Origin of the sequence: Streptomyces sp. LBL (assembly GCF_029893585.1) — a bacterium.
In the GTDB taxonomy this organism is placed as follows: domain Bacteria; phylum Actinomycetota; class Actinomycetes; order Streptomycetales; family Streptomycetaceae; genus Streptomyces.
Map to the genome: position 1 here is coordinate 216,653 of NZ_JARXYX010000011.1, position 12,378 is coordinate 229,030.

General features: G+C 68.9%; 10 protein-coding genes and 1 pseudogene. 7 read left to right on the forward strand and 4 right to left on the reverse strand.

Features of this window, described 5'->3' with window-relative positions; genetic code table 11:
- Positions 1-89: 89 nt before the first annotated feature.
- Positions 90-3,092: an excinuclease ABC subunit UvrA gene (uvrA, locus tag M2271_RS16180; RefSeq protein ID WP_280887904.1), complete on the reverse strand. Its 3,003-nt coding sequence runs from the start codon at positions 3,090-3,092 to the stop codon at positions 90-92.
- 223 nt (positions 3,093-3,315) lie between these two features.
- On the opposite strand from uvrA, the gene M2271_RS16185 reads away from it, so the two are divergent.
- From M2271_RS16185 to M2271_RS16205, 5 genes are all read left to right on the forward strand, one after another.
- Positions 3,316-4,008 (forward strand): maleylpyruvate isomerase family mycothiol-dependent enzyme, encoded by a 693-nt coding sequence (locus M2271_RS16185; protein ID WP_280887905.1) that lies wholly within the window; start codon positions 3,316-3,318, stop codon positions 4,006-4,008.
- 46 nt (positions 4,009-4,054) lie between these two features.
- Complete coding sequence (locus M2271_RS16190; RefSeq protein WP_280887906.1) at positions 4,055-4,711, forward strand: MBL fold metallo-hydrolase; 657 nt, start codon at positions 4,055-4,057, stop codon at positions 4,709-4,711.
- Between the two features lie 395 nt (positions 4,712-5,106).
- Positions 5,107-5,991, forward strand: coding sequence for an ABC transporter substrate-binding protein (locus M2271_RS16195; protein ID WP_280887907.1), 885 nt, complete (start codon positions 5,107-5,109; stop codon positions 5,989-5,991).
- Complete coding sequence (locus M2271_RS16200) at positions 5,988-6,905, forward strand: amino acid ABC transporter permease (RefSeq protein WP_280887908.1); 918 nt, start codon at positions 5,988-5,990, stop codon at positions 6,903-6,905. Before M2271_RS16195 ends, M2271_RS16200 begins: the two co-directional genes overlap by 4 nt.
- Positions 6,906-6,925: 20 nt before the next feature.
- Positions 6,926-7,654, forward strand: a complete 729-nt coding sequence (locus M2271_RS16205; protein WP_280887934.1) for an amino acid ABC transporter ATP-binding protein — start codon at positions 6,926-6,928, stop codon at positions 7,652-7,654.
- Positions 7,655-7,678: 24 nt separating this feature from the next.
- Here M2271_RS16205 and aroQ read toward each other — a convergent pair whose 3' ends face one another.
- On the reverse strand, positions 7,679-8,152 hold the full coding sequence (gene aroQ, locus M2271_RS16210) for a type II 3-dehydroquinate dehydratase (protein WP_280887909.1): 474 nt from the start codon (positions 8,150-8,152) through the stop codon (positions 7,679-7,681).
- 104 nt (positions 8,153-8,256) lie between these two features.
- Between aroQ and M2271_RS16215 the strand changes: the two genes are divergently transcribed.
- Both M2271_RS16215 and M2271_RS16220 read left to right on the forward strand, forming a co-directional pair.
- Positions 8,257-9,303: an LD-carboxypeptidase gene (locus M2271_RS16215; RefSeq protein WP_280887910.1), complete on the forward strand. Its 1,047-nt coding sequence runs from the start codon at positions 8,257-8,259 to the stop codon at positions 9,301-9,303.
- 60 nt (positions 9,304-9,363) lie between these two features.
- Complete coding sequence (locus M2271_RS16220; protein WP_280887911.1) at positions 9,364-10,677, forward strand: MFS transporter; 1,314 nt, start codon at positions 9,364-9,366, stop codon at positions 10,675-10,677.
- Positions 10,678-10,733: 56 nt separating this feature from the next.
- Here the strand turns inward: M2271_RS16220 and M2271_RS16225 are convergent.
- Together M2271_RS16225 and M2271_RS16230 are read right to left on the reverse strand one after the other, a co-directional pair.
- Positions 10,734-10,937: pseudogene (locus tag M2271_RS16225) on the reverse strand (ionic transporter y4hA); the annotation flags it as partial.
- Between the two features lie 246 nt (positions 10,938-11,183).
- Positions 11,184-12,185 carry a TerC family protein gene (locus M2271_RS16230; RefSeq protein WP_280887912.1) on the reverse strand — a complete coding sequence of 334 codons (1,002 nt, stop codon included), beginning with the start codon at positions 12,183-12,185 and terminating at the stop codon, positions 11,184-11,186.
- Positions 12,186-12,378 lie beyond the last annotated feature (193 nt).

Sequence of the window (12,378 nt, forward strand, 5' to 3'; positions counted from 1 at the left end):
TGCTGTATCTGGACTTGTCCGGACGGGCCGCTTGCCGACCGAGGCCGACCGGCCGGCCTGTGTTCGGGCCGGCCCGCGTTCCGCTCGGATCAGGCCTTGCGGGCCCGGGTCGTCTTCTTCGCGACCGTCTTGGTGGCCGCCTTCTTCGCGGCCGTGCTGTTGACCGCCTTCGTGGCGGTCTTCCTGGCCGTCGTCTTGGCCGCCACGGTGGCCTTGTTGCGCGCCGCGGGCACGGACGCGTCGCTGATCCGGTCGGCTCCGAGGACCTCCCGCAGGAACTTGCCGGTGTGGCTGGCCGGGACCCCGGCGACCTCCTCCGGCGTGCCCTCGGCGACGACCAGACCACCGCCGGCGCCGCCCTCGGGACCCATGTCGACGACCCAGTCGGCGGTCTTGATCACGTCAAGGTTGTGCTCGATGACGATGACCGTGTTGCCCTTGTCGACCAGTCCGGAGAGGACCTTCAGCAGCTTGCTGATGTCCTCGAAGTGCAGACCGGTGGTCGGCTCGTCGAGGACGTAGACGGTGCGTCCGGTGGAGCGGCGCTGCAGTTCGCTGGCGAGCTTGACGCGCTGGGCCTCGCCGCCGGACAGGGTGGTCGCGGACTGGCCGAGTCGGACATAGCCGAGACCGACGTCCTTCAGCGTGTTGAGGTGGCGAGCGATGGAGGGGACGGCCTCGAAGAACTCCGTCGCCTCCTCGATCGGCATGTTCAGGACCTCGGCGATGGACTTGCCCTTGTAGTGGACCTCCAGGGTCTCCCGGTTGTACCGGGCACCGTGGCAGACCTCGCACGGGACGTACACGTCCGGGAGGAAGTTCATCTCGATCTTGATGGTGCCGTCGCCCGCGCAGTTCTCGCAGCGGCCGCCCTTGACGTTGAAGGAGAAACGGCCGGGCATGTAACCGCGGACCTTCGCCTCGGTCGTCTCGGCGAACAGTTTGCGGACGTGGTCGAAGACACCGGTGTACGTCGCCGGGTTCGAGCGCGGTGTGCGGCCGATGGGCGACTGGTCGACGTGCACGACCTTGTCGACCAGGTCGTCACCCTCCACGCGCGTGTGCCGGCCCGGAACGTTCCGGGCGCCGTTGAGCTCGCGGGCCAGGTGCGTGTACAGAATGTCGTTGACCAGCGTCGACTTGCCGGAGCCGGACACACCGGTGACCGCGGTGAACACGCCCAGCGGGAAGGACACGTCGATGTCCTGAAGGTTGTTCTCGCGGGCGCCGTGCACCGTGAGCTGCCGGGACGGATCCAGGGGGCGGCGGATGCCGGGCAGCGGGATGGACTTCTTGCCGGACAGGTACTGCCCGGTCTGTGACTCGGTGTTGGCGAGCAGCTCCTTCAGGGAGCCGCTGTGCACGACCTTGCCGCCGTGCTCGCCCGCGCCGGGGCCGATGTCGACGATCCAGTCGGCGATCTTGATGGTGTCCTCGTCGTGCTCGACGACGATGAGCGTGTTGCCCATGTCGCGCAGCCGGACCAGGGTCTCGATCAGCCGGTGGTTGTCGCGCTGGTGCAGGCCGATGGAAGGCTCGTCGAGGACGTACAGGACGCCGACGAGGCCGGAGCCGATCTGGGTGGCCAGGCGGATGCGCTGGGCCTCGCCTCCGGAGAGGGTGCCGGCCGCGCGGTTGAGCGAGAGGTAGTCGAGGCCGACGTCGACCAGGAACCGCAGCCGCTCGTTGACCTCCTTCAGGACACGCTCGGCGATCTTCTTGTCGCGCGCGTTGAGCTTCAGCTCACCCAGGAAGTCCGCGCAGTCGCTGATGGACATCGCGGAGATCTCGGCGATCGACCTCCCCATGATCGTGACCGCGAGGACGATCGGTTTGAGGCGCGTGCCCTCACAGGTCGGGCAGGGCACCTCGCGCATATAGCCCTCGAAGCGCTCACGGCTGGCGTCGCTCTCGGCCTCGCCGTGCCGGCGCTTGACGAAGGGTACGGCGCCTTCGAAGGGCGTCGTGTAGACCCGCTCGCGCCCGTAGCGGTTGCGGTAGCGGACCTCGATCTGGGTCTTGTGGCCGTACAGAAGGGCCTTCCTGGCGCGCTGCGGCAGGCCCGCGAAGGGGATGTCCGTCCGGAAGCCCAGCGCGTCCGCGAGGGCGCCGATCAGGCGGCCGAAATAGTCCTTGGTGTGGCCGTGCGACCAGGGGTGGATGGCGCCCTCGTCGAGGGACTTGTCCTCGTCCGGGACGATCAGCTCGGGGTCGACCTCCATGCGCGTGCCGATGCCGCTGCACTCGGGGCAGGCGCCGAAGGGCGAGTTGAAGGAGAAGGAGCGGGGCTCCAGTTCCTCGAAGGACAGGTCGTCGTACGCGCAGTACAGATGCTCCGAGAACATGCGCTCGCGCTCGGGGTCGTCCTCGGGGAGGTCGACGAAGTCGAGCACGACCATGCCGCCGGAGAGGCCGAGGGCCGTCTCCACCGAGTCGGTGAGGCGACGCTTGGCGGAGTCCTTCACCGTGAGGCGGTCGATGACCACCTCGATGGTGTGCTTCTCCTGCTTCTTCAGCGTGGGCGGGTTGGAGAGCTGGACGGTCTCGCCGTCCACCCTCGCACGGGAGTAGCCCTTGGTCTGGAGGTCGGCGAAGAGGTCGACGAACTCGCCCTTGCGCTCGCGCACCAGCGGCGACAGCACCTGGAAGCGGCTCCCCTCCGGCAGCTCCAGGACCCGGTCGACGATGGCCTGCGGCGACTGGCGCGAGATCGGGCGACCGCACTCGGGGCAGTGCGGCTTGCCGATGCGGGCGAAGAGCAGTCGCAGGTAGTCGTAGACCTCGGTGATGGTGCCGACCGTCGAGCGGGGGTTGCGCGAGGTCGACTTCTGGTCGATGGAGACCGCGGGCGAGAGGCCCTCGATGAAGTCGACGTCCGGCTTGTCCATCTGACCGAGGAACTGGCGGGCGTACGAGGAGAGCGACTCCACGTAGCGCCGCTGACCCTCGGCGAAGATGGTGTCGAAGGCCAGGGAGGACTTACCCGACCCGGACAGGCCCGTGAAGACGATGATCGAGTCGCGAGGCAGGTCGAGCGAGACGTTCTTCAGGTTGTGCTCGCGCGCGCCACGGACGATGAGACGGTCGGCCACGCCGGTCCGCACCTTTCTTGAGAGAAGTGACAGGGGCGGGGCCCCCGTGCTTTCTCAGACTAGGGGGAGCCACTGACAACGCCGGTCGGATTCCCGGATGCATAACAATCCCCGGCCCTCCAGCATGCCCGACGCCACGCCCGACCCTATAGCACGCGCATTCGATTTTGGGCACCCGTTCGCCACCTTCACCCAAAGGTGTGGCGCAGCTACTGTCAGCACCATGATTGATCACGCACATGACCTGGCGTCTGTACATGAAGCGACCGAGCGGCTGCTCACCGCAGTCGCCGTGCTGGAGACCGCGTCGGTGACCGAGCCGTCACGGCTCCCCGGCTGGACCCGGGGTCATGTCCTGGCCCACCTCGCCCGCAACGCGGACGCCCTCGTCAACGTCCTCGAAGGCCGCCCCATGTACACGTCCCACGAGACACGGGACGCCGACATCGAGCGGGACGCCCCGCGCCCCCTCGACGTCCAGCTCACCGACCTGCGTGACAGCGCGGCCCGTTTCCAGGAAGCCGGGGCCGCTCCGGCGGACTGGGCGCGCACGGTCGAGCTGCGGGGCGGGGTCACCGACTCGGCGTCCCGGGTGCCGTTCCGGCGCTGGATCGAGGTGGAGCTGCACCACGTGGACCTCGGCATCGGACATGAGCTGGAGGATCTTCCGGAGGAGTTCACCCAGCGCGAGATCGTCTTCCTCACCGAGCGGTTCACCGGGCACCCCGACGTGCCCCCGACGCACCTGACGGACGGCACGCGCGCGTGGAGCACGGGTCGCCGGGAGACGAGCGCACCCGAGGTCACCGTGGCGGGCCCCACGTCCGACCTGCTCGGCTGGCTCTGCGGCCGCCGCGACGGCTCCGGTCTGACCACCGTGACCGGCGGCCCGCCTCCGGTGCTCCCTCCGCTGTAGCACTCGGACGGTCTTGGCGCCGCTCCCCCGCTATAGGCTGGCCGCCATGACGTACAGGGGACAAGTGACGGTCGGCGGCCCGGCGGACGTACACGAGCTCAAGGACCTGATGATCACGAAGATCGCGGTCGGCCCGATGGACAACAACGCCTATGTGCTGCGCTGCCGGGCCACCGACGAGCAGTTGCTGATCGATGCGGCCAACGACGCGCACACACTGCTCGGCACGATCGGCGACGAGGGCATCACGTCCGTCGTCACCACGCACCAGCACGGCGACCACTGGCAGGCACTCGCCGAGGTCGTGGCGGCCACACACGCGCGGACGTACGCCGGCCGGGACGACGCCGAAGGCATCCCCGTGCCGACCGACGTCCTGGTGGACGACGGCGACACCATCCGTGTGGGGCGCGTGGAACTCACCGCGCGCCACCTGGTCGGCCACACGCCGGGCTCGATCGCCCTCGTCTACGACGATCCGCACGGGCATCCCCATGTGTTCACCGGCGACTGCCTCTTTCCTGGCGGTGTAGGCAACACCCGCAAGGACCCGAAAGCGTTCGCCAGCCTGATCCACGATGTCGAGACGAAGATCTTCGACGCGCTCCCGGACGAGACCTGGGTCTACCCGGGCCACGGCGACGACACGACGCTGGGTACGGAGCGCCCGCATCTGCCGGAGTGGCACGCGCGCGGGTGGTGACCGGGAGGTCGGTGTGCGGGGAGTGGTGACCGGGAGGATGGCGAGCGCGGGGCGCTGAACGGGACGGTGGCGAGCGCGGGGCGCTGAGACACTCCGCGTGCGCGCCCCTCCCGCAACGCGCCCCGTGCACGCGCCCCGTGTGAACCATTCACACGCGCTGGTGCCGTGCGCGCGCTCCCGGCGCACCTGGTTGCGCAGTCAACTGGAAGCAGCCCCGCACAGGATGACGGCTCCTGCGCGGTACGGGCCGCCGGTCTTTCGATCCCCGCCCTCGACCGGCGGCCCCGGCAGCCCTCCTGCCACGCGTTTACAAGAACGCAACACCCGTTCCCAGTATGCGGACAATTCCCGCTGTGACCTCGACAAACGGGACGGTCGGCTGCCAATCTCCGGCCATGCATCCTGCCCCGCGCGCGCTCCAGCGCGCCCTCGCCGCCCCGACCATAGCCCTTCTCGCCGCCGCCGTCGGTTGTGCTCCGCAGCCGGAGGGGAAGGCCGCCGACACCGCGTCGGGGTCGGCCGGCGCCACCTGCGCCAAGGGCAAGCTGGCCACGAAGGCCTCCGGCAAGCTGACTGTCGCCACCGACGAGCCCGCGTACGAACCGTGGTTCAAGGATGACAAGCCGGCCAACGGCGAGGGGTTCGAGTCGGCGGTCGCGTACGCCGTGGCGAAGCAGCTCGGCTACGACAAGAGTGCCGTCGTCTGGCAGAGCGTCCCCTTCAACAAGGCCTTCGCTCCCGGTGAGAAGACGTTCGACGTCGACATCAATCAGGTGTCGATCAGCGATGAGCGCAAAAAGGCCGTCGACTTCTCGTCCGGCTACTACGACGTGCGCCAAGCGGTCATCGCGCTCAAGAGCACCAAGGCCGCGAAGGGGACGAGTATCGCGGACCTGAAGGGCCTCAAGCTGGGCGCCCAGGTCGGCACGACCAGCCTCGACTACATCGACGCCGTGGTGAAGCCGACGCGGCAGGCGGCCGTCTACTCCAAGAACGACCAGGCCAAGTCCGCGCTGAAGAACGGCCAGGTCGATGCCATCGTCACCGACCTGCCGACCGCGTTCTACATCACCGCGGCCGAGGTGACGGACGCGAAGATCGTGGGCCAGTTCGAGAACCAGGGCGGTACGCCGGAGCAGTTCGGGCTCGTGCTCGACAAGGGCAGCGCGCTCACCTCGTGCGTGACGGAAGCCGTGGACACCCTGCGCGAGGACGGCACCCTTGCGAGGCTGGAGAAGCAGTGGCTGTCCGACGCCGTGGACGCCCCGGTGCTCAAGTGACGCTCGCGAAGGAGGAGTCCGATCAGGAGGGCGCGGACGACAAGGGCGACATGACGGCCGGTGGCGCCGGATACACCCCGTCGCAGCGCCGGATCGCACGTGAGGCCTACAAGCGCGCCCGGTCCCGTCGCGCCACGGCCATCGCCGCGCTCTCCACCCTGGCCACGGGTGTCGTCCTCTACCTGGTCGTCGTCAACGCGCCCGGCTGGCCGCGCACCAAGGAGACGTTCTTCAACGGGCAGTACGCGCGCGAGGCGCTGCCCAAGGTCCTCGAAGGGCTGTGGCTCAACGTCCGGCTGCTGGTGATCTGCGGCGCCGCCGTGCTGGTCCTCGGGATGCTCATCGCCATCGCCCGTACCCTGCGCGGCCCGGTGTTCTTCCCGTTGCGAGTCCTGGCCGCCGCCTACACCGACTTCTTCCGCGGGCTGCCGCTCATCATCAACCTGATGATCGTGGTCCTCGGTGTTCCCGCGCTGCGGCTGCAGGGAGTGACCGTCGACCCGGTGCTGCTGGGGGGCGTGGCACTCACGCTCACGTACTCGGCGTACGTCGCCGAGGTCTTCCGGGCGGGTATCGAGTCCGTCCATCCCTCGCAACGCGCGGCGGCCCGCTCACTCGGCCTCAACAACCGGCAGGCGCTGCGCCATGTCGTCCTGCCTCAGGCCGTGCGCCGCCAGGTGCCGCCCCTGCTGAACGACCTGGTGTCGCTGCAGAAGGACACCGGGCTGGTGTCGATCGGCGGCGCGATCGACGCCGTACGAGCGGCCGACATCATCGTGGGCCGCAGCCTCAACTACACGCCGTACATCGTCGCGGGCCTGGTCTTCGTGGCGCTGACGATTCCGATGACCCGGTTCACGGACTGGGTGACGGCCCGGATGGACCGGCGCCGGGCCCAGGGAGGAACGCTTTGAACGACACACCCGTGCTGCGGATGGAGTCCGTCCGCAAGAAGTTCGGCGACTCGGTCGTGCTGCGGGACGTCGATCTTGAGGTGGCCCCGCATACGGTGACCGCGCTGATCGGTGCCTCCGGCTCCGGCAAGTCCACGCTGCTCCGGTGCGCGAACCTCCTGGAGGAGATCGACGACGGCGCGATCTGGCTGGACGACGAGGAGATCACCGACCCGCGTGCCGACCAGGACGCGGTGCGCCGCCGGATCGGCGTGGTCTTCCAGGCGTACAACCTCTTCCCGCACATGACGGTGCTGGAGAACGTCACGCTCGCTCCACGCCGGGTGCACGGTGCCTCCCGCGCGGAGGCCGAGGCACGCGCGCGTGAGCTGCTGGAGCGGCTCGGGCTCGGCGGCAAGGCGGGCGAGTACCCGGACCGGCTCAGCGGCGGCCAGCAGCAGCGCGTCGCGATCGTGCGCGCCCTGGCCGTACGCCCCCGGTTGCTGCTGCTCGACGAGATCACGGCCGCGCTCGACCCGGAGCTCGTGGGTGAGGTCCTCACCGTCGTCCGCGACCTGAAGGACGACGGCATGACCATGGTGCTGGCCACACACGAGATGGGCTTCGCCCGCGATGTCGCCGACCAGGTCTGTTTTCTGGACTCGGGAGTGGTGCTGGAGCACGGCACCGCCGAGCAGATCTTCGGCGATCCACAGCAGGAGCGCACCCGGCGCTTCCTGCGGCGGATCGTGGAGGCGGGACGCCTGTGAGGAGCCCGCTGGTGACGTAAGCGCTTACGCGTCGGCCTGCCTCGCCCCTGCCAGCGCCCCGACCCGCTCCACCCCGAACGCGTACCCCTGTACCCCGCATCCGGCGATGACGCCGTCGGCGCGCAGCGATACGTACGAGTGGTGCCGGAACGACTCGCGCTGGTGGATGTTGGAGATGTGGACCTCCAACACCGGAAGTCCGTCGCAGGTGTTGAGCGCATCAAGGATCGCCACCGAGGTGTGCGAGTAGGCACCAGGATTGATCACGATTCCGCAGTGCGTCAGCCGTGCCTCGTGGATCCAGTCGACCAGTTCCCCCTCGTGGTTGGACTGCCGGAAGTCCACCGTGCCGCCGTGTGCGGCCGCCGTCTTGGCGCACAGGGCTTCGACGTCGGCGAGCGTGTCGGAGCCGTAGATCTCCGGCTGGCGCTGGCCGAGCAGGTTCAGGTTGGGGCCGTTGAGGATCATGATCGGGGCGTTGGCCAGGGTGCGGGGCACGGTTCCTCCGGTCCGTTCGGGGGCGAGGCGATCCGTCGGGGACCGCTGCTCAGACCCGGTTTATCACGGTGCGCGCGCGGGGCGACGGTCCGTACCCTCGCGGGATGACGACACCCGCCTATCCCCCCAAGCCCTCCCCCGGTGACCGGATTGCCGTCGTCTCGCCCTCCGCCGGCCTGCCCGGACTCTTCCCGCTCCCCTACGAGCTGGGCCTGGAGCGGCTGCGCAAGGAGTACGGGCTCGAACCCGTCGAGTACCCGGCAACCCGGAGGATGGACTCGACACCACAGGAGCGGGCCGACGACCTCCACGCGGCCTTCGCCGACCCGGACATCAAAGCCATCGTCGCTTCGATCGGCGGCGATGACCAGATCACCGTACTGCCGCTGCTGGACCGGGAGTTGATCCGGGCGAATCCCAAGCCCTTCTTCGGGATGAGCGACAACACGAACCTGCTCGCCCACCTGCACGCCACGGGCTGCGTCGGCTACTACGGGGCGTCCGTGATGTGCGAACTCGGCCGTCCCGGCGTGATGCATCCGCAGACCGCCGCGTCCCTGCGGGCGGCGCTGTTCACCTCCGGTACGTACGAACTGCGGCCCGCAGAGCGCTGGAACGATGTCGACCGCGACTGGGCCGACCCCACGACCTTCGCTACGGAACCCGAGACCCGCCCGGGCGCCGGGTGGACCTGGCTGAACGCCGACCGCATGGTCGAGGGGCGCAGTTGGGGCGGCAATCTGGAGACCCTCGGGTGGCTGCTGATGGCCGACCTCGAGATCGCGCACGACCTGGCGGTGTACGACGGCGGGGTGCTGTTCCTGGAGACCTCGGAGGAGCTGCCGGGCGACGCGGAGGTCTTCCGCACCCTGCGCGCCATGGGCGAGCGCGGACTGCTCCAGCGCTTCTCCGCCCTCCTGATGGGCCGCCCGAAGACGTGGTCCTTCGAACACCCCCACAGCCCTCAGGAGGCCGCCTGCTACGCCGCCGGCCAACGCGAGTCCGTGCTGCGCGCCACGCGCGCGTACGCCCCCGGCACCACCGTCGTCTTCGACGTCGACTTCGGACACACCGATCCGCAACTCGTCATCCCCTACGGCGGCACGGTGCGCGTCGACGGTCCCGCCCGGCGCATCACCGTCACCTACTGACACGTGCCGCGACCCCACGCGCCCCCGTAACCCGCGATCACCGTGGGTAGTTGACTCGACATGCGCGACGTACGCTCCGTAAGGGCACCCTCCATGCTGCGGCTCGCGGCGGCCTCGCTCGCCGGGACAGCCATCGAGTTCTACGACTTCTTCGTATACGGGACGGCGGCGGCGCTGATCCTGGGGCCGCTGTTCTTCCCGACGTTCTCGCCGGTGGCGGGGACGCTGGCCGCCTTCGGGATCTTCGGGGTGGGGTTCGTCGCACGCCCCCTCGGTTCGGTGCTGTTCGGGCACATCGGGGACCGGCACGGTCGCAGGCCGGTCCTGGTCGCCTCACTGCTGTTGACCGGCGCCTCCACCGTGGCGGTCGGCTGTGTACCGACGTACCACACGATCGGCGTGGCCGCTCCGGTCCTGCTCCTGGTGCTGCGTTTCCTGCAAGGGCTGGGGCTGGGCGGGGAGTGGGGCGGGGCCGTCCTGCTGACCGCGGAACACGCGCCCGCCGGGCGGCGCGGCCTGTGGTCGAGTTTCCCGCAGGTGGGGCCCGCGCTGGGCTTCCTGCTCGCCAACGGTGTGGTGCTGGCGCTGTCGTCGACGCTGTCCGAGGCCCAGTTCGCTCAGTGGGGCTGGCGGGTGCCGTTCTGGGCGGCCGGGCTGCTGGCCGCGATGGGGCTGTGGCTGCGCTCGTCGCTCACCGAGAGTCCCGGCTTCCTCGGAATCGACGACCACGCGCGCGTGCCGCTTGTCGAGGTGGCACGTGACCACTGGCGACTCGTCCTGCTGACGGCCGGCGCGCTCTCGGTCGGATACGCGATCTTCTACGCGGTCACGACGTGGTCCCTCGCCTACGCGACCGAACGCCTAGGGGTCAGCCGTACCGTCATGCTGACCTGCATCATGGCCGCGGTGGTGGTGAAGGGCTCGCTCACGCCGGTGGTGGCGCTGCTCAGCGACCGTTACGGGCGGCGGCCCCTGTGCCTGGCCGGATGCGCGGCGGCCGCCGTGTGGATGTTCCCGATGGTGGCGCTCCTCGCGACCGGTGAGCCGTTGCCGATGTTTCTCGGCTTCCTGGGATCGATGCTCGCCTTCATCACGATGTTCGCCGTGATCGCCGCCTATCTGCCGGAGTTGTACGAACCCCGGGTGCGCTGCACGGGCGCCTCGGTCGGCTACAACCTCGGCGGGGTCGTGGGCGGCGGGCTCACGCCGATCGTGGCGACCGCGCTGGTGGAACGGGGCGGCCGGGTGCCGTGGGGCGTGGGGGCGTATCTGACAGGGCTCGCGCTGCTGAGCCTGGGGTGCTTCGCTCTGCTGCCGGAGACGCGGCCAGTGCCGGTGCCGGTGGCAGCACAACCGGCACCGGCACCGGAATGAGCGCGGGTGCGTAAGCGCCTGCGTAAGCGCCTGCGTAAGCGTTTACGCACCGTCCAGGGGTTGATCGCCGGCTCCAGGTACGCGGCGAACAGCGCCAGATGCACGCCGCCTTGGAGTGGTGTGGCCCGGCCCGGCACCACGGTCAGGGCTCTCACCACCACAGTCAGCGCAGTGGGTAGCGCCCAGGCCGAGGGCGAGCGGGGGCCGACGAGCCAGAGGGATGCCGGACCGACCGCGGGGATGGTCAGGCCGATGCCGGCGGTGCGTGGGACCACCGGTGCGGTCCGGCAGGCACTGGTCCGTTTCGTCGGTCGGCTTCCGCATCTCCTCGATGCGGTCGGTCTCGAAGTCGACGATCTGCACGAACTTCCTCGGTGTGCCCACGGTGCCTCCACCCGACCTTGGCTCTCCCGGAGGGGAGCGCTCAGCACCCGACGAAGCCCCGGAGCGGTGGTCGGCGATGCGCCGCGCACCGCTCCGGGGGGGTGTTCGTCCGTCCGAGGCGGTCAGGCCTCGATGCTGTTCTTCGCGGCGCCTTCGCTCTGCGCCTGCGCCGCCGCGGCTGCCGCCTGCTTCCTGGATGCCCTCAGGCTGGTGATCGTGGTGACGATCAGGACGGCGCAGATCACGCCGAGGGAGACCGGGATGCTGATCTCCGGGACATGGACCCCCGACTCGTGCAGTGCGTGCAGGACCAGCTTGACGCCGATGAAGCCCAGGATGATCGACAGACCGTAGCTGAGGTGGACCAGCTTCCTCAGTAGGCCGCCGATGAGGAAGTACAGCTGCCTCAGGCCCATCAGGGCAAAGGCATTGGCCGTGAAGACGATGTACGGGTCCTGGGTCAGACCGAAGATCGCGGGGATCGAGTCGAGCGCGAAGAGCACGTCCGTGGTGCCGATCGCGAGCATCACGACCAGCATCGGGGTCATGACCCGCTTGCCGTTCTCCTGGATCCACAGCTTGGTGCCGTGGTACCGGTCGGCCACACCGAAGCGTCGCTCGACGGCCTTGAGCAGCTTGTTCTCCTCGAATTCCTCGTCCTCCTCGTCGGCCCGGGCCTCCTGGATGAGCTTCCAGGCGGTATAGATCAGGAAGGCGCCGAAGAGATAGAAGACCCACGCGAAGCTGGCGAGGATGGCGGCGCCCGCGGCGATGAAGATCGCTCGCAGGACCAGGGCTATGAGGACACCGACGAGGAGCACCCGCTGCTGGTACTGCGAGGGCACAGCGAACTTCGCCATGATCAGGACGAAGACGAAGAGGTTGTCGACGCTCAGCGACTTCTCGGTGATGAAGCCCGCGAAGAACTCGCCGCCCGGCTGGCCGCCACCGAAGATCATCAAACCGAGCCCGAAGAGGCCTGCCAGGGCGATCCAGACGACGGTCCAGATCCCGGCTTCCTTGATGGACACGTCGTGCGGCTTGCGGCCGATGAAGAAGTCCATCGCGATGAGCGCGGCCAGGCCCACGATCGTCAGGACCCACAGGGTCGGGGAAACATTCACTGCGCCTCCAGCATACGTAACGGCAAGTAACCAGCGTCGTCGCGCTGCCGGAGGTCTCTTCCACCCAAGGTGGGCCGGCGCCCCGGGATCTGGCCTGATCCGTATTGACGGGTACGCCGCAGTCGACAGGGAGTACTCCCCTCCGTGAGGAAAACGGTACCCAATCACCAAGGAAAGGTAAAGCGATTGGCAA